Source organism: Shinella sp. GW821-FHT10F02 (genome assembly GCF_058809275.1).
Genome location: NZ_JBXASL010000003.1, coordinates 638,149 through 660,874, shown reverse-complemented (window position 1 = coordinate 660,874; position 22,726 = coordinate 638,149). Strand labels below are relative to the sequence as shown.

Below are 22,726 nucleotides of genomic sequence, written 5' to 3'. Positions count from 1 at the left end.
CGATCAGAGGCCGGGGCCGCGAAGGCCCGCACCGGCGATGGTTTCCGTTAGGTTTGTCTTCAGGAGCCGGTTGAAACCGCCCGCCCCCACCACGTTGAGCCCGCCGATCCCGGCGGTGAGGCCGCTCGCAGCCAGCACCTCGACCTGCGCCGTGCTGCCGGGGCTTGCTGCAAGCGGGCCTTGCGCCAGCGCGCCGGGCACCGTCGTCGCGGCCTGGACAACCGCGGTGCCGAGCTGGCCCGCCGGGCCGAGCAGCGCGCCGTCGAACTCCACCGCTGTATGCGGATTGAGCAGCCAGTCGACGGGCCGCGGGTCGACGGTCGGGTCAACGAGCGCGAAGGGCCGCTCCAGGGCCTCCACCACCACCCAGGGTTCCTTCTTCTTCGGCAGCCCGTTCAAAAGCCCGCCATCGAATGTGTCGTCATCGGGCACGAAGATCGGCGGCTCGACCCATTCCTCCCATTCCTCGACCGTGGTCTCCGTCACCTCCGGGCGCAGGAAGAAGGTCATGCGGTCGTCCTGGTAGAAGACCGGCCGCGACAGGGCCATGATGTCCCTGAAGGATTCTTCGAGCTCGGCCGCCACGGCGGACGGGTTTTGCGCGCCGGAGGCGGCATAGTCCGGAACGCCCCAGGGGAGCAGCGTGCTGTTGAGCGGCAACAGGCTGTAGCCGCTCGGCGTTCGCCCGAAGATCGTCTCGACATTGTACTCGACGGTGGTGGCGCCATCGACCGTCTTGCGGTCGGGCACCACGACGCGCAGCGGCCCGCTGCCGACGAGGCGGCCGGCGAATTCGCTCGCGGCCGAGAACATGCTGACGGGTCGCGCCTCCCGCGCCACGACCGCGACGGGGCTGTTGCGCCCGGCGAGGTAGAAGGCGCGGTTGATCTCGCCGCCGACATGGATGAAGACGCCGCCTTCCCCCTCGGCAGTCAATTCGCGCGAAACATGCACGAAGGTGCGGATCGGCTGGAAGCTTGCGGAAACGCCGACCGTGATGCTCGATCCCGGCGGGCTGCCCTCCGGCTGGCTCCAGCTGCCGCTCGAAAACTCGGCCCAGTGCAGATCGACCGCCATCCGCCGCCGGCTGGCCGCCTGGGCCATGACATTGGCCATCACCTGCTTGACCTTGATCTCGCCGAGGGTCGATTCGCCGTTGGATGGCGCGGGGCCGGAGGAGCGGACATCCGCCTCCTCGCGAAACGTGATCCAGAAGAGATAGAGCCGGCCGCGCCAGACGACGGGCGCGAGATGATCGCCGGCAATATCCAGCGGCACCGGCTCCCAGGCGGTCCATGTTTCGTGCACGAAGCGCCGGTAGAAATAGGCATATGGCTGGCCATAGCTGCGGCCGATGACGTGCAGGATGCGTGCGGCCGGGTCGGCACCGTCCTCCAGATGCATGGCGACGATGTCGAGGCGGGCGATCTGGTCGAGCTTGCGCAGATAGGTGAGGAAGGCATCCTCGACCATGTCGGCGGAAACGTCGTCGGACAGCAGCGTTCCCTCCAGTTCGCGGAAAAGCGGGGTCTTGTCGTCGCGGAACTCTGGCTCCAGCCAGTTTTCCGGAAAGAGGAAGATTTTTCGATTGGCCTCCCAGACCCGGTAGCGCTTCATCCATTCCCATTGTTCGGCATCGATGGCCGAAGCCGGGACCTTCTTCTCCAGATTGAGCAGGCAGCGCTGGATGAACAGTTGCACTGAGGCGGAAGCCAGCCGGATGCGCGAGGTCTCGACCACCGGCTCCATGCCCGGATCGATGAGGAAATACTCGTAGATCTCCTCCATGCTGCGCAGCCCGAGCGCCTCCCCGACATGGCCGACCAGCGCGTCGCGCTGGCGCTGGCGCAGGCCGTCGAAGATCGGCTTGGCGAGGCGTTGCCAGCCCTCGGCGTCGAGCCGGGCGCGGATCGTCTCGCGCAGCCGGCGCGAGAGGTCGAAGCGGCGGGCGAAGGGCGCACCCCGGGCGATGATGCCCGTCCAGGCGACGAGATCGCCGGGCGCCGCACCCAGCAGGCGCACCGCCGAGAGTGCGCGCGCCAGGCGCAGGACCGGCACCTCGTTGCGGAAGGCGGGGGCCGTGAAGAGTGCACGCGCTGTCGCCTTCACCTCTTCCGGCTTGCGGCCAGTCAGCCGGGCGATCAGCGGATAGATCGTCTTGTCGAGCCGGTCGGGCGCACCTGCGTCCTCCGCCTCAAAGAGCGTGATGAGCGCGTCGGTGCCTCCCGCAATGTCGCGCTTTGCACGCGCATAGTCGACGAGGCGCAGGATGCGCTGGAGCCGTGCCGCCGCTGCCACACGTTCCGCCGGGCTGTCGTCGATGGGTGCGGTCGGCAGGTCGGACAAGGTGAGTCCGCCGAAATCGGCGGGATGGGTCAGGAGATGCGCAAGGTCGCGACGATCAAGGCCGAGCCGGGTGGCGAGACCTGCCGCCTTTTCAAGCAGGATCGTGGCAGAATCGGCCGCGGCCATGGCGGCGGCGGGGGTCAGCCGCAGGCGCTCGACCGGGCCGCGCGGTAGCAATTCGCCCTGGATGAGCAGTCGCGCCTCCCCGCCGCCAAGATCGGCGAGGTCGAGCACGACGCGATAGGTCCGGCCGGGTTGCAGGAAGACGAGTTCTCCCGGTGCCATGGCGAGCGTATCGCCATCGGCCGCAGCCGTGCCGGAGAGGATCACCGGCCGGGCGAGATCGGGCAGGAGAAGCTGCGCCCTGGCGCCGCCCTTGTCCAGCTCGACCATCAGGCGATAGGCGCCAAGAGAGGGGGCTTCGAGAAGACCTTCAAGCTTCACGGTGTCGCCGGCCGGCCGGAGTTTTGCCCCGTCCGGACCTTTCGCCCCCGTATCGCCGCCCGGCACGGTGACGGGCGCACCGCCATCGACGCTGAGGCTGAACCCCGAAAGGGCCACGCGCTCCAGCGCGGCGGCGATCGTCTGCGCGGGATCGGCGGCGAGAAGCCGCTTGTCGCCCACAAGCGCGAGGGTGAGCGCCGGATCGGCAGGGATCGCCGCAAGCAGCGTCTCCTCCACCGCCTGCCGGACCAGTCTCTCCTGCAGGAAGGGCAGGAAACTCGCCGCCAGCCGCGAGCGCCGTTGCAGGTCGCGCGCCGCGCGCTCGGCATCGCCGAGGGCGGGGTCCGGGCGCTGCGACAGGAGGGGGAAATCGGCCGAATCGAGAAAACCGGAAGCGACCGCCGGGTCGAGCGCGTTGCGTTCGAGATTTGCCTTGAAGAAGGTGTTCGCCTCCACCCGCCCCGCGGCCTGCACGGCGTCGAGCAGCGCGGCAAAGGTGGCCTTCGCCGGTGCGGGAAGGCGCGCCCCTTCCGTCGCCAGCAGGGCGGCTTTTTCCGCATCGGTGATGACGCCGCGCACCGTCAGGCGCTGTTCCTGGCGCAGGGCGTCATAGCCAAGCGCCGAGACGATGTCGCTGGCCGAGATCAAGGCCGGGTCGACCCGGTCGTCAGGTGCGACCGGCAGGACCGCGCTTACCTCCGCCGCGCCCGACAGCACGGCGAGAAACCGCCCGGCGACATTGGCCGGCAGCACCAGCCCGAGCTTTTCGGCCAGCACCGCATCCGTGAAGGCGGCTGGATCCTCCGGGATGGCGTGGTCGGCGCGGATGCGGGCGATGCGCAGCGATAGATCGCGCAGCATGGCGGCACGATCCTCGGCCGCGGCGCGCGCCCTCTCGGGCGCTTGCCTGTGCAGCAACAGCTCTTCCAGGTCCTCGCCATCGAGGCCAGCCGTCTTCAGCCGGCCGGCAACATCGAGGAAGGCCAACGTCGCGGAGAAAGGCGGGTCGGCGGCGAGGTCGGCGATCGGCTCGGGACCGAGGGCCGCGAAGGAATCGATACCGGAAAGCCGACGCAGCGTCAGCAGCTCCGCGACCGGCCGTTTCATCAGCCGCGCGAGCATGCGCGTCCGGTAGAGCAGCGACAGGGTGGCAAGCGACAGGGGAGCGTTTGCAGGGTCGAGCCCGGCCTCGGTGAGGATCGCGTCGACCTCGGCGGCCGTAAGCCCTAGAGCGCTCTGGATCGCCACCCGATGGCCGGCGACGAGGCCCCATGCGGCCGCCTCGGCGGCGATGCGGTCGAGCAGTGGTGCAAGCGCCGGCGAGGCCGACAGGGCTTCGATCGCCACCCGGTCGCCCGGCGTCATCAGGCCGCGGAAGCTCAGGTGCTGCACCTGCCCGAGCGCGTCGTATTCCGCGCCGATGCGGGGGTCCGTCGCAAACGCGGCCGGATCGAGCGCATCGGCGGCGGAAACCCCGGCCAGTTCGGCGGAGAAGACGTGGGATGCGCCATGGGCGGCGATCGACGCCGTCGAAAGATAGTCGCCGAGCGGCGCATCGAAGACCGGGTCGATGGCCAGCACCGACGGCGCGAGGAAGACCGCGGAATAGGGCGACGCCGCGCCCGTCAGCGCAAGATCGCTCCAGAAGGAGAGGATCGGCAGCCGGCCCAGTCGTCCGGGCTGGAGACGTTCGGCGATCTCGGCAAGATGGGCGATCTGGATGAGCACGCCGACGAGCGGGCGCTGTGCGAAATGCGCAGCATCATAGGGCGCGTTGGCTGGCAGGAAGGTGGTGAGCGCCCGATCGGTCTCCTCCAGCGTCCAGCCGAGCTTGCGCCACAGCCGCACGAGAAGGTTGATACGCAGGAAGTCGATATCGCCGGCCGCGCCGCCGTCGGCATGGCGCACAAGCGTGCGGTCGAAATTGCCGCCGGCATTGTCGTCGGCCAGCACCAGCACCTCGCCGAAGGGAATTGCCTCGACGGCCGCCGTGAGCGCATCGGCTGCCATGCCGTAACGCGCGGCGAGCGCCGCGATGCGGTCTGCGACAGCTTGGACGTCGGCCCGCACCAGCTTGTCGGCGGGCGACAGTGTGGCGGGATCGGCATCGAGCAGCGCCTTGCGGGTCACGTAGGTCCGCGCGTCGCCGATCGAGATGCCGAGCTTGTAGAGCAGCGCGAGCCGGCCAAGCGCGGGATTGACGAAACCCGTCTGGAGGACCTGCGTCAGTTCCTTGTAGGTCAGCTTCAGCCGGCGGGAGAGCGCCTTGGCCGAATTGAGGTCGATCCTCTGGCCGCTTTCGGCATCCTCGGCCTCGGTGACGGCGGCGTCGCGGTTGGCAAAACCGTAGAGCCGGAACCAGCTCGCCAGCGGATCGGGATTGGCATAGATCGCGACCTCGGCTGGCGAGAGCGCGAGGCGTTCCAGAAAGACGGCCGCCCGGTCATAGGCCGCCGCCGTGTCAAACAGCGCCTCGGTGGGACGGAAGATGTGGAGCAATTCGGCAAGCGGCAGGCCCATGCGGGAGAGGAACGCCCGCATCTGCTCCAGCGGCTGGTCGAACGGCAGGACGAGCGGATAGACCGCGTTGCGCAGCCGGGCATAGGCTTCGGAAAGCACATGCTGCGGCTCGGCCAGCAATGTCGCGCTGTCGAGGCCGCCGCCATCGTATGCCGCCGCCGCGTCGAGCCCGCCCTTGGCGACGAAATATTCCAATACCTCGTTGACCACGTCGACATAAGGCAGCGCCGTCGTGGTGTTTTCGCAGGACAGCGGCACATGCGGCAGGTCGGGCCGGCGCTCGATCAGCGCGTCATAGGGCGTCATCGCACGGCCGTCAGGCATCGTGTGCGGATAGGGCTTTCCGGTCCGCGCCTCCCATTGCGCGACGAAATTCGCCCATATGGCCGGGTCCTTGTCGACGAATTGCAGGAGGTCCACGAAATAGGCAGCTGGGCTCAGCACCGAGCCGCAATGCTCGCATTCGCTGAAATCGAGCGAGCCGAACAGCGATTCGAGTGTCGGCAGGTGGCGGATGAGTTCGTCGCGCGCCGCCTCGTGCACCGCCACGGGGCCGGATATGCCGGCAACCGCGGGCTGGGTGTTGATCTTCTGCGCCGTGGCGAAAAGCGAATAGACGATGGAGGAGACCTGCTGCGCCTTTCGATGGACGAGGCGCGGCAGATACCAGGTGATCTGCCCGCCATAGAGTTCGAGATGCTTGGCCTGGTAGGCCGTGACGAAGGCCGTCTCCGACATGGCCGTGACGTCCTGTGCCGAGGTCATGCCCATGGCGCGCAGCACCGGGATGGCATCGTCCTCCGGCGTGATCTGGTGAAGGCGCTGCAACGTCTTCATCTCCGTCGTGGCGACGGCGCGATCCGCCGGCTCCAGTTCGGCGACGAGATCCGGCTTGGCCTTGAGGAAGGTGGTGACGGGGGTCTTGCCCATGACGAAGCCGCTGTCACCCGCCGCCCGCAAGAGCTTCGCCACCGCGCCGGCGGCGGGTTGCGGGGTAAAACCTCCGATCTCCACCTTGCGCGCCAAAGTCTCGGTCGGATAGGCGATGCGGATGCGCCGTGCCATATCCTCGCTATAGGCTTCGAGCCGGGCGAGCGGCGTTTCCCCGGCATAGGAGGCCGGAACGACGGCGTCGATGCGCTTCAACGCTTCCGCGCCGGGCTGGTCGCGTTCGCCCGCCGGCACCTCGGCCGCGTCGAGGATGCGTGTGGACCAGGCGGCGGGTGCATGCAGGTCGCGCGCAACGAGTTCGCGGGGGCTGTCCTTCACCTCGCCCATCAGCCGGCCGACCAACGGTGCCGAATTGCCGGCGAGCAGGGCGAGCTTGCCCTGAAGCTGCAGCCGGCCGATCGCGGCATCGTCGAGGCCGGCGGTGCGGGCCGCCTGCCACAGGCCCTTGCCGCCCGGCGCGGCCAGGAAAGCATCGGCAAAGGCTTTCTGCGCCGTACCGTCGAGACCGGAGGCCTCGATCATGCTCTGGTAGCTTGACGCGCCGCCGGGGGCACGCACCGCCAGCCGCGCCTTGCGCGAGAAGATGGAAAAGCTGTCGAGCGCGACCTTGGCCTCATCGTCGCTCAAAGCCACGAGGCCCGCCTTGCGCGCGGCCGCAAGGGCCGTCTCCGCCTTTGCGACGGGAATGCGGGCGAGCGCCTCCCGATCACCGGGCAGGCCGGCGCGAAGCAGGGCGTAGAGCGGCTCTGCGCCGACGCCGACAGAAGGGTCGGCCGCCAGGCGCTGGGCGCGGGCGGCGGTGGCGAGCAGGCGCGCATCCCAGCCCGTCCCGCGGGCAAGCACCGTGAGATCGGCGCGCCCGCCATCCTCCCGCGCGCCGGCGAGTGCGGCGATATTGCCGATGCGCGGCGCGAGGTCCTCGGCGATGCGGCGATATTCCGGCGGGGCAGCGATCAGTGTTGAGGGTGCGATGAGGTCGACCCGCGCCCGATCGGCCTCGCTGAGCCCGCTCAGCGGGCGCGAAAGCTTGATCTCCTCGTCGCGCCCGACAAGGCCGCGCACTTCGAGCACCGGTTGGCCGGCGCCGCGATCATAGGTAAAGGCGTAGCGGCCCTCCGCACCGGAAACCGTTTCTGCCAGCCGGTCGTCCTTGCCGGCGAACCCTAGGCGGTAGAGCCGCATCGAGATGCCGGCCAGACCGTCGCCGTCGGCAGTCAGCAGCTGCCCGCCAAGCGTGTCACCCTCCAGCAGACGGACGACAAAGGGCTCGCGACGCGGACGCAGGTCGCGCACCACGCCGTCCTGCGCGCCCTCCACCTCATGGGCGAGCGACAGCCCGGCGCGACTCAGCCGCAGTGCGAGCACCAGGCCGGGCTCGCCCTGCCCTCCGTAGTCCGAGCGGCGGAACAGGATGGTGACACGCCCGCCGGCATCGGTGAGCGCGGGCTCGCCGAGTGGCAGGTCGGGCGCATCCGCCGGGCGGTGGAAGGCCTGCACCAGCACGCCCTCGACCGGCTCCTCATGCGGATCCTCAACGCGCAGGAGCAGCACCTGCCTGGCGTCGATGGCGGGCGTCGCCTCCTGCCCGTCGATGAGCCCGAGTTCCTCCAACAACGCGCTCAGGGCCGTCGCGGTCCTGGCATCCACCTCGCCCGAGGCCCCGATGCCGGCGCTGTCCTGGAAGATGGAGACCGCCTTGGTCGTGGCGTCGCCGTAACGGCTGAGCTCGCGTCGCACCAGCGCGAGGAATTCCCGGTTCTCGCCGGGCGATGGCAGGAGACGATCCCGCTCCATAAGCGCGATGAGCGCCTCTTGCAGGGTCCTGACCTGGCGCTCGGCGGACTGGCGGCCGATCGGCGGAATTATCTTCTCCATCTTCGTCTCCTCTGCTCGTGTCCCCGCGGGGCACGCCCTGGTGAAACCGGCCGGAGCGGCCTCCGGCTCACGTCAGGCGAACACGAAAGCTTTTCTCGGTTTCGTTCTCGCGGCCCTCGAAATGATCGAGCAACCGCTCCTCGACATGATGCGGATCCCACACCGCCGACCGCTCCAGCCCCACGCATTCCTCCGGCGCGGCGGCGCGGTAGAGGCCGGCAGTGTCGTAGATCGTGCATTTCTGGATGTTGTCGTCGTCCTGGGTGAAGAAGGTGACGGGCTCGGCCACCTCGCCTTCGAGCTTCGCCTTGCCCAGCGCCGGCCACCGGTCATGGCCACCCAGAAGCCGCACGGAAAGCCGGAACAGCAGCGGCCGTGCGCCCACCGCCTTGATGTCGGAAAGTGGTTCGGCGCTCCTCAGGTCGTAGAAGGCGACGTAGGGATATTGCAGCGCCCTCCCATAACCGAAGGTGCTGTCGCTAAGCGGTATGCGCATGAAGGTGCCGAGTGCGATCTTGGGTGCTTTTACCATCGTATGCCCTTGTTTTTCATGATGTTTACTGTCTCTGGGAACGAAAATTATTTCACGGGATCACCGGTGAACGGCCCTTTCTCGCCGAAAGCAAGATTGGACGCATCGTGGAAGAGCTTTCTCAAAGGATTGTCCTTCCCGATGCCGCGTACGCCGTTCTCGGTCAGTTGAGTACCGGGCCTCGTGTCGGAAATGGCGCCGCCCGAAAAACTCTTGATGCCGAGTTCATCGGCCTTCTGTTTACCGTGATAGTCGATCAATTGCTGCTCCCTGCCCCGGATGGCGAGATAACCGGCGTCGCGGTAACGCTGATCATAGTTGACGGCATAGCCCACGGCGAATTCATCCCGCTTGGCGGGGCCGAAATCGGGATCCTGGGGTTCGGGCTGCTCGTCGTCGATATGGTGGTTGCGGTCGCGCGCGGCGACGGCGGCGTCCGCCTGCGGCGCCCAAGGCTTGTTCAGGTCGATCACCATGCTGGTCCTGCCGGAATAGGTGCGCTTCGTCTTCTTGTTGTACTTGGTATAGGTCACGTAGATGCGGCCGGGGTTCGGCTTGCGCTCTTCCTTGTCCTTGTCCTTCGGGTTGGGCTCAGGGCCGGGCTTTGGCGCCGGCAGCGGCTGGGGCACCGGGAACGGCTGGTTGCGCATCTCCCGCGCGAGCCGCATGACGGGGAAGGCTGTGTCCGTGCGCGGCACGCCCCAGGGATTGCCGTAGCGCACGATGTTTGCCGAGCGCACCATGTAATTCTGCACCGCCAGCGCCAAAGCGGCGGCCGTGACAACTGCCGCGGCCGCAATCAGGGCAACGCCGGCCCCGGCCGCCGCGCCTGCTCCCGCGCCGGCAGCGGGCGCGGTGGCGCCCATCGCCCCCGCCGCCGTGGTGGTAAGGGCGGCCCCCGTGGTCCCGGCCGCCGCCGCGCCCTGCACGATGCTCGCCGCCTGCGCCAGCGCCGCAGCCGCCACAGCAATAGCTTGCGGATTGAAATCGCCGCCCGAAAGCGCGCCGTCCGGATCTGTAAAGGTCACCGGGTTGGCGCGGGCATAGACATAGGGGTTCGGCCCGTCCGCGAGGCCCGAGGGATCGGGCGATATCCAGCGCCCGAGCCGCGGCGCATAATAACGCGCGCCAAAATAGACGAGCCCGGTCTCCTCGTCCTTTTCCTTGGCGGCGTAGCGGTAGCGCCGGGGCAACTCCGTCAGGTTGCGGGCCGCCTGGTAGGTCGAGCCGCCATAGGGCGAATATTCCTCGTAGGAGATGATCCGCGCCGCCTCGTCGAGCTCGACCGCAACATTGCCCAGCCGGTCCCCCAACTGGTGACGGATCAATTGGCGGGGCGCGGGATCATTTCCGGCCGCATCGCGCCGGCGGGTCTCGACCAGAGATATAAGACGCGTACCATCCAGCACATGCAGCGTCTCCCGCTCCAGCACCGGATCGGCGGCGCCGATGGCTCCGGCATGCCGGCGGAAGATCTCGATCCCGCCGAGATAGATCCGCTCCTCGACGAGGTTGCCGCTCTTCTCCCAGACTTTTCGAACGCGCTCGCCGGACTGGTCGTAGGTGAAGAAGGCGCGCCCGCCGCCGCCAAGATCGGCTTCGGATAAGCATCCGTCCGGGTGCCAGAAGAGGTTGGCCTCCCCATCAGCGCCGCCCAGATGCGGCAGGCGGCGAACCTGCCCCTGGACGTCGTGCAGCAGCCGTTCTTCCACCTCGGCCCCGGCATCGGCAGCAATCGCGCTATGGCTGAGGCCGTTGCCGCGCGTCGCGGCATGGCCCGCGATGCGGCCCGGCTCCGCCATGACGAAACGGCGCGTCCAGCTTGCGGGCGTCGTGCCGAGTGTCCGGTGGACGATCTCGGAAAGGCCTCCGGTCGGGTCGAGCAGATAGCGTTCGACATAGGGCGACAGCGCCTGCCCGTCGCCGGGATGGGGCAGACGGAGCACGTCATTGCCGAAGGATGGCCCGCCGCCCTGGCCGAGATGTTCGCGCCCGCGCGCCTCGATCAGTCTGTAGAGCGCGTCATGGACGAAATCGCCGTCCGGCGTGACACGGCGATTGCGGAAGAAGACGGCCTGCTGGGCCTCGTCGCGCACATGGGTAACGTTGCCGATCGGATCGTAGGTATAGGTCAGGTCCTGCACGCCCCGCCCTGGCCAGTCCGGCGCGGGAGCGTCCTCCGCGAAGGCGGCGGGGCGGCGCGTGAACAGGCGCGCCAGGCGGAAGGTCAGCGGATCGTAGCGATATTCGGTCACCGCGCCATTGGCGAGATGGATCGCCTCGTGCTGGCTGCGAGCATTGTAGACGATGCCGCTGACGCCGGCCGCCGACGGGGCCTCGACCGAAGGATCGAGCCGGTCGTCCGGCACGGCATCCCGGTCGAGCCAGACATCGAGACGCGCGAGGCGATCGACGTCATCATAATTCATCTGGACGACGGTCAGCGGCGTGCCGGCGGCGGCAGCGCGCGGCGGCACGGACAGGACGGCGCGGTTAAGCGCATCGTAGCGATTGCGCGTCTCGTAGCGCTCCGGCGCGAGCGCAACCGGCTGCGACCAGTCCGGCAGGCCGCGGTAGTCGGCGACGAGTTGCCGCGTCGTGGCGAGGGCATTCCCCTTGAAATCAAAGGCCTCGACGGGTTCGCCACCAGGCCCGAGCCGCGCATGGTTGAAAACACCCGCGCCGTCGAAGCTGCGCCACGGCCGCGTGCGCAGGTTGAGCCGTTCCGCATCCGGCGCCGCCTCGCCATAATCCGTGCGCTCCAGCAGCACGGTGCGCCCGAGCGTGCGCGGATCGGCGAGCGCGCCTTCGCCGCTGACCTCCCGCGAGACAAGGCGGCGCAACGCGTCAAAACGCTCCGTGAAGGCATGGCCGCGCGCATCCCAGCTGCGGATCATGCCACCCGCGGCGTCGGGCAGTTGCCAGCGCGTGCCCGCGTCGAGGCTTTCCTGCCGCAACGGCCGCCCCAAGAGATCGAAGGCAGTGCGCAGGATGAGGCGGCCGTGCGGGGCATCCACACCGACGACCGGATCACGGGTTTCGAGCGCATTGCCCTCAATGTCGAGATCGGTGCGGGAAAACAGCACCTCCTCCGTGCCGTCGCGCGGGTGGCCGGCGCAGACGGTGCGATTGCGGCTGACAAGCAGGAAGGGGCGGCCGAGCACGTCGAAATGCTGCGTTCCGGGCGTATCGGCATGGGCCGAGGCCCTGGCGGCGGCAATGGCCTCGTCCGGCCCGAGCGCGCCGTCGCGGCGCATGTCGACCCAGCTCCGCCAGGGCGAACCGGCGGCGGCGAGCGCGGCGAGATAGGCGGCGACCTGGCCGGCCGTATCCGGATCGGTCCCCGGATGGCCGGTCTCAGCGCCACGCGCCGCGGCGGTGTCGTTCGTATCGTATTGCGTTTCCGACCAGGCGTCGAAGACGGCCTTGTCATAGGAGCCGTTCGGGTAAAGCGTGACGGTGTTGCGGCCCAGCGGATCGTAGAACAGGACAGGGCTCACCCCTATCGTCGCTGCGAACTGGAAGGCCTGCACGGCGCTGAAGAAGGGTTCGTAATGGCGGACGGGACGGCCTTTGTTGTCGAAGACGGTCCAGCCGCTCGTCAGCCAGCGCGGGTCGACGTCCGGCCCACCCTCCTCGACCGGCCCGGGGCCGACGCGGCTCTTGCGCTGCACCTCCTGGCCGAAACCGTCGCAGTAGGCGATGGCGAATTTGATACGGGTCGGCGGCGGCGCGCCGCCCGGCGCACGCGGGGCAGTATGCGTCTCCCGCTCCAGCACGCCGACCGCCGAGGGTTGCCAGGCGGCCGGGTCCAGCGGTGCGGCACCGCGGCTGCGTTCGAAACGGTCGAGGTCATGTAGCACCCGCGAGGTCGCCTTGCTGAGCAACTGCGCCGCCGCAGCCGGGCTTGCGGCGTCGAGAAAGCCCGATAGGTCGGCGTCCGGATCGAAGCCCTCCAGGCTGTCGCCCTCCACCAGCGCCGGTGCCGCCTTGCCCATGCGGGCCGTGCCCGTGACGCGGCCCAGCGCATCGAAGGCGGCCTCGCTGCGGTTGCCGTTCGCATCGCGCATGCGCCGCACGGAGAGCACGCGGTAGTCGTTAACTTCGGCGACGGTGCTGTTGCCCAGCGCATCGCGCCATTCGACCGGCAAGAGGTCATAGGCGTCATAGGTGACCGTGACGTCCTCGCCGAACGGATCGCGGATGCGGCGCGGCAGGAAGAAATGCGCCCGCGCCTCGGCCAGTTCCGCGGCCGACGTCGCGCCCGGATCGGGAGAGAAGAAGCTGCGGCTGTAGGGAAGCCACCATTGTCCGGGCGGTTCGCCCGGCGGCAAAAGTCCCGCCGCGACCAGCGCCTCACCGGAAACATAACCGCCGCGGTCGGCGCCCGCACCGTCGAGCACGGCGGCCGGATCGGGCACCAGCGCCACATCGCCGGCAGGCCCGGGACGCTGCAACACGGAGGCGATGAGGCCTGGCGTGAAGGTCAGCCGGTAGCCCTGCCCGGGCAGCGCCCGCATGCCGACCTCGCCCAGCGGCGACAGGCCGGACAGATCATCGGCGCGGTAGAGCGTTCGCAGCCATTCGATCGGCCGGCGGCAGGGGCCGGCCAGGGGCGATGCCTCATAGGCCACCGCAGCGCCGGGACGCAGCCGCAGGCGTGCGGGTGAAGCGGGATCCCGCTCCACCAGATCGCGGGCGAGATAGCGACCGCCGGGGCCAGTGGCGGCATATCCGGTCAGTTCCCAGGTGATGTTTTCGCAAGGTAGCGGTGTGCGATAGGTGTCGGCCGCCGCCGGCGGACTGGCGACGCGCATCTCGCTATAGGTCACGAGGGTCGTTGTCTGGCGCGCGCGGTCGCGCGGATCGAGCACGGCAAGCGCCGGGTTCGCCACCGTCCGCACCGCGCCGTCATCCTGGACGACCCGAAGCGTCGCGCGCCGGGCATAGCCGATCGTCGCTTCCTTCAGCACATTGCCATGGTCGTCGGCTTCCAGCACCATGCGGTGCGTGCAGCGCGGATCGGCCGGATCGCGCTCGTAAAGCCAGTCGATCGTCTCGGCCGGATGGACGAGGAAGGCGGCATGGCGATTGCCCGCCCGCGGCTGGAGGAGGCGCAGCGCAAAACCCTGCTCCGTCACGCTATAGGGCACGCGGGTGCGTGCCTGCCGCTCCGGCGCATCGGCGGGGCCTGCATCCTCCGCAAAAACCTCCTGCCGCAGCATGACGCCCTTCAGGGCGCGCATCGCCTCGCGCTTCTCCTCCGGCGACAGGCCGGGCGGCGGGATCGCCTGCACGGCAAACATGCCGGCCGCCTCCCCGTCGCTCAGTCCGGGCTCGCGAAAAGCCCCTGCCCGCCCGGCGTCCGCATCCTCGCCGAAGCCGCCGAGATGGAACCAACGCCGTGTCAGCACCGGCGGCACATGCGAGGCGGGATCGATATTAGCCGGCAGTCCGGCCTCATCCTCCAGCACGCCTGCCAGCGGCGCGCCGTCGGCGAGCACGGCGAACTCTTCCGTGTCCCACTGGTCGACGACGCCAAAACCGCGGAATTCCCGCTCAGCGCCGTCGAAATAGCCGTCATGATAGGCATAGCGGCTGATGAAGCGCGTGCGGCCGATATGGTCGAGATTCTCGACCCGCTCCACGACATGCACCGGAAAGGGCAGCTTATGCTGCCAATCGCGGCCGGCCTTGCGGTCTTCGAGATAGAAGCGGGTGGACGGGGCGTAGCTGATCCGCGTCTCGGCGCCCATATGGTTGGAGAGCCGCGTCAGGAGGTAGGGCTTGCCCTCCGCCATCAGCTTCACGTAGCGGATCGGGTGCTCCCGGTCGCCCGGCAGGGAGGACGACCAGACCAGGCAGCCGGTGCCGTTTCCCAGCAGGTCGACCACCGCGACCCGCGCCGGATCGACCGCCGGAACGGGAACCGACAGCGTGATCGGCTCGCTCCAGCCATTGCCGGACCGATTGAAGGCGAGCTTGACCCCTTCGCGATGCAGATAGACGAGGTCGGCCGTGCCGCTGCCGTCGATATCGGCGAGCCGCAGGCGGGCCGGATCGAACTGGTCGGTCTCGTCGAACGACGGCGCATCGCGCATGACGATTCGGGCGCCGAAGCGGCCGTAGCCGAGATTGGGCCAATAGGAAACCGCGCCATCCGAAAGCCAGACGAGGTCGGACAGGCCGTCGCCGTCCATGTCGGCGAAATGCAGGCTGCCCGTACCGCCGCCGGTGAACAGCTGCGGCGCGAGCTCAGCATCCGAGCCGAGGAAGACGCGCCGGGCGGGGCCGAAGCCCGCCTCGCCCAGCGATTCATGCCAGACCAGCGCATCGTTGTCGGCGAGCATGACATCCGCCAGCCCGTCGCCGGTGAGATCGACGAAACGCAGGCTGGGATCGGCAAGGTTGCGGCGCAGCGGCGCGGCGAAGGGCTGGAAGGGCGCCCAGCCCCCCGAACCGTCCTGCTCGTAAAAACCCTGGACGGGCGGATCGAGCAGCGCGAGGTCGGGTAGCCCGTCACCGGCGAGGTCGAGGAAACGCTCGCCCTCCCCCGCCACGGGCCGCGGCATCTCGTGAACCGGTTCGGCGTGGGCGAAATGGGCGGTGGGCTGAACGTCACCGTCGCGCGAGCCCGAGAGCGGGCTGAGATTACGCTGGTAGTACCAGCCCTGCCCGTCATCGTAGAGGCATCCGGAAAGACCTTCGCCAAAAAGATCGATCCACCGACCCTTGATGCCGGGCGCCGACACCGGCATGCCTTCCAGCTCCTGCGCGGACGGTTCCTCCACCCGCGCGCCGATCACCGCGCGGCTGTAGCGAAAGGTGACCGGCGGCAGGGCACGGGCGACGCGGCCGGCTGCGGCCCGGCGATAGCCGGTGATTTTCGCGGCCGCGAGGAGCGAATAGCCCGGCCCACCGGCCCCGCTGTCGCCCGCATAGGAAAAATCCATGGACCGCACGAGCGTCGGCGCGCCCATCTCGCCATCGCCCGGCATGTGATGGAAGCAGAGCACGCGCCGGCAGAGGCGTAGCGTGCGGACCTCGAAGCCCGACCGGCAGCCGGAGAAAGGATCGGGCCGGAGCGGCCAGGCGAACCGTGGCGTCCCATCGGCGTTGCGGGCCTCGTCATCGCGCGGCGCCGGGTCCGCCGGATCGTGGTCGCCATAATCAAAGACGATCTCGAACATCCACTGCGTCGCCGCAAGCTCGGCGACGCCAAGCCGTGAGGGGCGAGCGCCCTCGGCGTCGAGCAACGGGGTTCGGTTGCCGTAGCGGATACGCTTGAGGTAGCGGTTGACCCTGCGTGCTGGACCGGCGGCAGGCCCGCGATTGGCCTCCTCGGGGGCGGCAAGATCAAGTCCCTCCGCATCTTCCGCCCGATAGTCATAGAGGACAGCGTTGCCGCGATCGTCACGGCTTTCCGAGATCAGCCAGCGGAAGATACGGCGGGGATCAGCCGGATCGGCGATGCGCGAACGGGCGTCGGCACCGTAGAGCGACAGGATGTTGTCGCTGGAGATCGTCCGCCAGTGGATGTCGCCATCGCTGCGGGTCCAGCGCTCGATCCGGGAAAAATTGCCTTCGATGCGCGGACGATAGCGGCGCACCACATAGTCGGCCGGCCCCTCCGGCGTGTCGATCCGGCGCGGCGCCTCATGGATTGCGGAAACACTGTTCGCTTCGCTGGTGAGTTCCGGCACCAGGTCCTCGGCGCCGGAGAGCACGAAGACATCCGATTCCCCGCCGTCGTCATATTCCGGCAGGCCCTTGTCGGTCTTCCGGGCGATGGCGGCAAGGCCAAGCGACCAGCCGAAGCCGAACGGCCCGTTGCCGGCGCCGGAATCGTAGGAAAGCGCCAGCGCCGGCGTAAAACCCGCCCGGCCGGTGCTGGTCGGGATGTTGAGCGAAAGCGAGCCGGTGCCATTGGAAGAGTTGACCGAGAATTTTTCGTCGATACCGCGGATCGCCCCGCCCCCGCGCGGCAGCGAGATGCCCGGCAGAGCCGGCTGCCCGCCGGAACCCCCGCCACCTCCGCCTTCTGGGCGTGAAGGATCCCGTGAAGCATCTTTCACGACGAAACCTCCCGGCACATAAATGCCAGATCAAATTTTCAGATCATGAATGCACGAGGCCGCAATGCTGAAAGATAACACAGCATCTCTCAGGCGAAAATGGGATTATTCTAAAATATAACCGTGCTTTATATTGAATTAAGCGACAAGAAATGGGGAATGTAATTTCGGGATTACCAATAAATCGCATAAACGATAATTCAAATTAACCTCAACCATGAGTTACGTTGCCTTATTTATGCGAGTAATTAAACATGATATATTATATTCTCTCGACTCACTGACGGCTAGGACCTGTCATCCGACGATGGCCGAAGCCATGCTGGAAAATCCTCTTCGCCAGAATCAAATTTTCCGAAAGCCGCGAAAGCGCTTGACGTTTACAGAAATTGCATACGATAAAATATAATTATTGCGTACAATATGGCGCATTTCATGGAGAGGATAAAATGGATCGTTCACAATTCGGACTGTCGCGACGCGGTTTCATGGGAGGCGTTGGTGCGGGAAGCCTGGCGCTGGGGGTCGGTCTGCCGGGAAACGCCGGTGCCGCGGAAACGGTGTCGGCGATCGACGTCAGCGTCGTCACGACCCCGGTCATCGACGTGGAAAAGCTGCCGGACACCTACTATCTGCTCAACGTGCGTCTGGAGACCGGTTTCGTTGAGGAGAAGAAGCCGTGGCTCGATGCGCCGGTCATCACGCACACCAGCACCGAGCTGAAGACGCTGCACATCACCGGCGGCAAGATTGCCGGGATTCTCGACGCGAAGGCGGCAGTTCCTCCGGGTGCCGCGGCCTATGACGCGCAGGGCCAGCTGATGCTGCCGACCTTCCGCGACATGCACACCCATATCGACAAGACCTTCTACGGCGGCCCCTGGGAGGCGACGATCCCGACGCAGAACTTTCGGGTTGATCGTGTCGCGCAGGAGCGTGAGCTTCTGCTAAAACTCCTGCCGACTGCCGAGGAGCGCACGGCCGCGATCATCCGCCTGATGCATTCACGCGGCACCACCGTCTGCCGCACCCATTGCAACGTCGATCCCGTCAGCAAGCTGGCGAACCTTGAGCATCTCAAGACCTCGCTTGCGCGGTTCAAGGATACGCTCACGTCGGAGATCGCCATCTTCCCGCAGCATGGCCTCCTGGTTTCCGATAGCGTTGGCCTGATGCGCGAGGCGCTGCAATCGGGTGGTGTCAGCTATGTCGGCGGCGTCGACCCGGCCTCCTTCGACAACGACATGGAGAAATCGGTCGACACGACGGTTCAGCTCGCGATCGATTTCAACGTCGGCATCGACATCCATGTCCACGATCCGCGCGACACCGCCATTCCCACGTTCAACCGCATCATGGATCACATGGAGCAGAACAAGCAGTTGCAGGGCAACGTGACGTTCAGCCACGCCTACTCGCTGGCCGAGCTCTCCAAGCCGGAACTCAAGGATTTCGCCGCCCGCATGAAGGCCCTGGGCGTCACCTTCGCCACCGCGGTTCCGCTCGGTCGCTACGCCATGCCGATCCGCGACCTGCACGAGGCCGGCGTCGACGTCATCTGCGGCACGGACAGCGTGATCGACTGGTGGGATTCCTTCGGCAATTGCGACATGTTGCAAAAGGCCAACGAAATCGCCCGGATCGACTATTCCAGCGTGGAGTACGAGATCAACCGCACGCTGGGCTATGCGACCGGCTTCGTCACGCCGCTCAACGACAAGGGCGAGCAGGTGTGGCCGAAGACCGGCGATGACGCAAGCTTCAACCTCGTGCCCGCCAGTTGCTCGGCCGAGGCGGTCGCGCGCCTGCCCAACCGGAATGCCGTCGTCCACAAGGGCAAGCTCGCCTACGGCGCAATTCCCAAAGCCGGCTAACCTCGCGCAGAGTTGGCCTTGCGCCGGCTATCGGAATCCGCCCTTCAGATCGATTCGGTCTGAAGGGTCTCCCCCGGTGAAAATCCGTTGTTTCTCAATATTTCCTGTCCGTCCTGAGAAAGTACGAAATCTCGTAGCTGGCGGATGTTTTCCTCGGCGCCATGGCGCAACGCCAGGCCATATTCGATCTTCGGCGAGAATTCAGGCGGAATGTCCACGATGCTGAAGGCGGGATCGCTTTTCAGAAGACGGGCATTGGAGACGTAGCCGAGAAAGAGATCGGCGTCGCCATCGGCAATCAGGCAGGCGGTGCTCTTGTCGGTCGGCGAATGGCGGCCGCCGACCAGTTGGCGGGCGCGGAATTTCAGGGCCTCGCCGATGCCCGGATGTCTTGTCTCGATGTGCTCGAACATCTCGAAGGCGTAGTCGCCAGAAGGATCGTCGCCAGGTGTGGAGGTGCCGATCTTGACCGACGGGTCGGACAGGACGTCGACGAAATTGGTTGTCGTCAGCCCCAGGTCGGCGCGGGCGAGCGCGCAGAGCCGGTTGCGGGCAAAGCAGATGGGCTCTTCCGCCAGGCCGAGCGAAGCGAGACGTTTCGGATGCGCCATGTTGGCCGAGGCGAAGAGCTCGAAGGGTTCGCCCGCTTCGATCCGCTCGCGCAGAAGCCCGGCAGGCCCGAGCGACAGGGAAACCGCAATACCGGTCTCTCGCCCGAAAGCGGCGATGATTTCCGGAAATGCATGTCGCAAGCTGCCGGCGGACAGGACTTTGATGGGCTCAGCCATGGCTCGCTCCTCTGCGATCTCGTTGCCGGAAGAGCGGCACGAAGGCGGTGTCGTTGCTGAACCGTGTGGCACGCACCGGAATGCCGTAGAGCGCTTCGAGATTGGCTTCCGTCATCACGGCCTCCGTGGCGCCGAACAAGGTTTGCGCACCGTCCAGCATGAGCAGCACCTTGTCGGCCACCGCTGTGGCGTGGTTCGGCTGGTGGGTCGTGAAGGCGATGGCGAGTTTCTGGCTGTCGGCCAGCCGCCCGAGCAGGGAGAGCACGATATCCTGGTTCTTCAGGTCGAGCGCCGAGGCCGGTTCGTCGAGCAGCAGCACTGCATTTTCGCCGGCAAGTGCGCGGGCGATCAGCACGAGCTGGCGCTCGCCGCCGGACAGGGCCGAGATGCTGCGTGCCGCGTAACCGGCCATGCCGGTAGCATCGAGCGCCTCCATCGCCTTCTCGACATCCACCTTGCCCGGCGTGCCGAACAGCGCGACATGCCGGGCACGCCCCATCAGCACCACGTCCAGCACCGAATAGGGAAAAGAGCCGGAAAACTCTTGCGGCACGAAGCCGGTGCGCGGGTTGCTCTCGACGGTGCCGGCGGTCGGCTTCAACAGCCCGGCCAGCACGCGCAGCAGGGTGGATTTGCCGCGGCCGTTCGGGCCAAGGATGGCAGTGATCTCGCCTGCCCTGAGGTCGAAATCGAGCGCGCAAAATTGCCAGCGTTCGCCGTCATAAGACTGGCTCGCGCCTTTGAGGCGCAACATGGTTGGATCAGAGGCCATGCGCACCCCGCTGGGTTTGCCGCAGCACCAGCGCGAAGACCGGCGTGCCGATCAGCGCGGTCAGGATGCCGAGCGGGATTTCCGTGGCCGTAACGGTGCGGGCCACCGTGTCGATCACCAGCAGGTAGAGCGCGCCGATGATCAGCGAGGCCGGCATCATCACCCGGTGATCGGGACCGACGAGCATGCGCGCCATATGGGGCACGACGAGGCCGACCCAGCCGATGATGCCGCTGACCGCCACCTGCGCGGCGACGATGCAGGAGACGACCACGAGCACCAGCCAGCGCAATGGCTCGACGGTAACGCCCAGCGCGCGGGCATCCTCGTCGCCCATCGACAACAGGTTGACCCGCCAGCGCAGGCCGAGGAGCAGCAGGCTGCCGACCGCCACGGGCGCGGCGACCAGGAAGAGCTTGTCCCAGTTCGCGGTGGCGAAACTGCCGAGCAGCCAGAAGACCATGGCCGGCAGCTTGTCCTCCGTGTCGGCGAGATATTGCAGCAGACTCACCAGCGCGCTGAAAAAGCCGGTGACGACGACGCCGGCCAGCACCAGCGCCAGAATGTTGCGACGCGCGACGATGCCGTTCAGCGCATAGACGAGGATCAGCGCCGACAGCCCGAAGGCGAAGGCCGAACCGAGCAGGCCATAACGCGGCAGGCTCAGCAGGATCGCCAACGTGCCGCCGAACGCCGCGCCGGACGACACGCCGATGACCTGCGGCCCGACCAGCGGATTGCGGAACACGCCTTGCAGCGCCGCCCCCGACAGAGCGAGCCCCGCCCCCGTCAGGAGCGCCAGCAGGATGCGCGGCAGGCGCACCGTGAACACGACATTCGCCTCGCTCGGCGTGATCGCGACCAAAGGCGCACGCACGGGCGCCAGCAGGATATCGATCACCCGCACAAAGGGAATGTCGTAACGGCCGATGCCGAGGCTGGCGACCGCGACGACCGCCAACAGGGCCGCGAGCGCGGCGATGACCACCCGCGGCGAGCGGCGCGGAAGACCGTCGTCGCTCATTGCGCCGCGCGGTAATCGGTGCGGTAGAATTCCTTGTAATAGGCGTCCGCCTGGCTCTGCATGTCGATATCGGCAAAACGCTCGGGATAGAGCTCCTTCGCCATCCAGAGTTCGCCGAGCGCCATGGCTTCCGGCATCGGATAGCCCCAGGCCTTGGCATATTCCGGCATCAGGTAGATGCGGCCGTTCCTGACGGCGTCGATCGTCTGCCAGGAGGCGGTCGCCTTGATCTCGTCGACGACGGCCGGATAGCGCTCCTGCACGAAGATGACGGCGGGGTTCCAGGTCAGCACGTCCTCCATCGTCACCTGCTTGAAGCCGGAAATCGAATTGGCGACGTTGCGGGCGCCGGCGCGCTCCATCATCAGGCCGGTATATTTGCCGCGGCCATAGGTCGAAAGCTCCGGGTTGGCGATGTAGACCGCGACGCGCTTGTCTTCCGGAATATCGGCAAGGCGATCGGCGACGAGCTGGCGGGTCTTCTTGGTGACCGCGATCATCGCCTCGCCCTGCGCCTTGCGGTCGAGCACGTCGGCGATCAGCCGCACGCCCGTGGCGAACCCGGCATCGATCGCCGCCGGCTCGTCCTTGACGGACGGGTTCATCTTGACCGCCTCTTCCGGCGGCACGTCGAGCAGCGAGATGGCGATGACGGCAAGGCCGGCATCCTCGATCTGCTTGACCATGTCGGCCGGTGCGTAATTGGTGACGAACACAACATCGGGCTTCAGCGTCAGCAGTTCCTCGATGTTCACCTTGGTGAGGCCGCCCGGCATGGGGAGGTCCGGAAGCTGCGGCGCAAGCCGCACATAGCGCGCGCCAAGCTGCTTCTTCCATTCGTCCATCACGCCGACGACCTTGTCCATGGCGTCGAGCTGGACGGCGATGTTGAGGGTCTGGTGTTGCAGGATGACGACGCGGTTCACCTGATCGGGAACATGGACTTCGCGGCCGATCTGGTCGGTGACGACCCGGTCCGCCCAGGCGGGCGTGGCGAGCAGCAGGCCACTGACGGCCAGGGCGATCTTCGTGGCGAGGGCGAGACGTGCGAGCATGAAGGGGTCCTCCGTTTGTGGCCGACGGATAGCAGGAATACCGCGCCGGCAACAACGTTATATTTTTGAGAATATTTCGCTACCGGCCATGGTGATATCCGGCCCGGCTTTTTGCGCGAATGCCCTCAAATCCGGAAGCTGTTCTCCGGGTTTGCGCTATATTCTCACAGCAGCCCGCCGTGATATGGCGGGGCCTCGAACACATCCGCCAGGGAGAACTCAATGAAGATCAGCGCGCGCAACCGCCTCAAGGGCAAGATCGTCGAAGTGACGAAGGGGGCGACGACCGCCCATGTCCGCATCGAGGTCGCCGGCGGTGCCATCGTCACCGCCTCCATCACCAACGAGGCCGTGGACGAGCTCGGCCTTGCCGTCGGTGGCGAAGCCTATGCCGTCGTCAAGGCGTCCGACGTGATGGTCGCGATCGACTGAACCGCCTTTAGACATAGCCTGCCGCGACATGGTGCGCG

Annotated in this window: 9 protein-coding genes; 2 read left to right on the top strand and 7 right to left on the bottom strand. The window is 67.1% G+C overall.

Annotation, left to right across the window (positions count from 1 at the left end):
* Positions 1-3 precede the first annotated feature (3 nt).
* The 3 genes from AC1RWL_RS12870 to AC1RWL_RS12860 form a co-directional block, all read right to left on the bottom strand.
* Positions 4-8,136: a neuraminidase-like domain-containing protein gene (locus tag AC1RWL_RS12870; RefSeq protein ID WP_493094513.1), complete on the bottom strand. Its 8,133-nt coding sequence runs from the start codon at positions 8,134-8,136 to the stop codon at positions 4-6.
* A 67-nt stretch (positions 8,137-8,203) separates the two neighbouring features.
* Positions 8,204-8,668, bottom strand: coding sequence for an Imm26 family immunity protein (locus AC1RWL_RS12865; RefSeq protein ID WP_493094514.1), 465 nt, complete (start codon positions 8,666-8,668; stop codon positions 8,204-8,206).
* Between the two features lie 47 nt (positions 8,669-8,715).
* Positions 8,716-16,743, bottom strand: coding sequence for a SpvB/TcaC N-terminal domain-containing protein (locus AC1RWL_RS12860; RefSeq protein WP_493094515.1), 8,028 nt, complete (start codon positions 16,741-16,743; stop codon positions 8,716-8,718).
* Between the two features lie 449 nt (positions 16,744-17,192).
* Between AC1RWL_RS12860 and AC1RWL_RS12855 the strand changes: the two genes are divergently transcribed.
* The gene (locus AC1RWL_RS12855) at positions 17,193-18,617 is read left to right on the top strand and encodes an amidohydrolase (protein ID WP_493094516.1); all 1,425 of its coding nucleotides are present in this window, start codon (positions 17,193-17,195) and stop codon (positions 18,615-18,617) included.
* A gap of 44 nt (positions 18,618-18,661) precedes the next feature.
* Here AC1RWL_RS12855 and AC1RWL_RS12850 read toward each other — a convergent pair whose 3' ends face one another.
* Genes AC1RWL_RS12850 through AC1RWL_RS12835 form a run of 4 tightly spaced genes read right to left on the bottom strand, consistent with a single transcriptional unit; the run spans position 18,662 to position 22,256 of the window.
* A complete protein-coding gene (locus AC1RWL_RS12850) occupies positions 18,662-19,405 on the bottom strand; it encodes a molybdate ABC transporter substrate-binding protein (RefSeq protein ID WP_493094517.1) in 744 nt (247 codons plus the stop codon).
* Positions 19,398-20,159, bottom strand: coding sequence for an ABC transporter ATP-binding protein (locus AC1RWL_RS12845; RefSeq protein WP_493094518.1), 762 nt, complete (start codon positions 20,157-20,159; stop codon positions 19,398-19,400). Before AC1RWL_RS12845 ends, AC1RWL_RS12850 begins: the two co-directional genes overlap by 8 nt.
* 7 nt (positions 20,160-20,166) lie before the next feature.
* Positions 20,167-21,201, bottom strand: coding sequence for a FecCD family ABC transporter permease (locus tag AC1RWL_RS12840; protein ID WP_493094519.1), 1,035 nt, complete (start codon positions 21,199-21,201; stop codon positions 20,167-20,169).
* A complete protein-coding gene (locus AC1RWL_RS12835; protein WP_493094520.1) occupies positions 21,198-22,256 on the bottom strand; it encodes an ABC transporter substrate-binding protein in 1,059 nt (352 codons plus the stop codon). The genes AC1RWL_RS12840 and AC1RWL_RS12835 overlap by 4 nt, the downstream gene beginning before the upstream one ends.
* A gap of 222 nt (positions 22,257-22,478) precedes the next feature.
* Here AC1RWL_RS12835 and AC1RWL_RS12830 point away from each other — a divergent pair, with 222 nt between their 5' ends.
* Positions 22,479-22,688 carry a TOBE domain-containing protein gene (locus tag AC1RWL_RS12830; protein ID WP_493094521.1) on the top strand — a complete coding sequence of 70 codons (210 nt, stop codon included), beginning with the start codon at positions 22,479-22,481 and terminating at the stop codon, positions 22,686-22,688.
* Positions 22,689-22,726 lie beyond the last annotated feature (38 nt).

Coding starts and splice junctions, on each gene's coding strand:
- AC1RWL_RS12870 (WP_493094513.1), bottom strand. CDS start 8,136: ATGGAGAAGATAATTCCGCCGATCGGCCGCCAGTCCGCCGAGCGCCAG.
- AC1RWL_RS12865 (WP_493094514.1), bottom strand. CDS start 8,668: ATGGTAAAAGCACCCAAGATCGCACTCGGCACCTTCATGCGCATACCG.
- AC1RWL_RS12855 (WP_493094516.1), top strand. CDS start 17,193: ATGGATCGTTCACAATTCGGACTGTCGCGACGCGGTTTCATGGGAGGC.
- AC1RWL_RS12850 (WP_493094517.1), bottom strand. CDS start 19,405: ATGGCTGAGCCCATCAAAGTCCTGTCCGCCGGCAGCTTGCGACATGCA.
- AC1RWL_RS12845 (WP_493094518.1), bottom strand. CDS start 20,159: ATGTTGCGCCTCAAAGGCGCGAGCCAGTCTTATGACGGCGAACGCTGG.
- AC1RWL_RS12840 (WP_493094519.1), bottom strand. CDS start 21,201: ATGAGCGACGACGGTCTTCCGCGCCGCTCGCCGCGGGTGGTCATCGCC.
- AC1RWL_RS12835 (WP_493094520.1), bottom strand. CDS start 22,256: ATGCTCGCACGTCTCGCCCTCGCCACGAAGATCGCCCTGGCCGTCAGT.
- AC1RWL_RS12830 (WP_493094521.1), top strand. CDS start 22,479: ATGAAGATCAGCGCGCGCAACCGCCTCAAGGGCAAGATCGTCGAAGTG.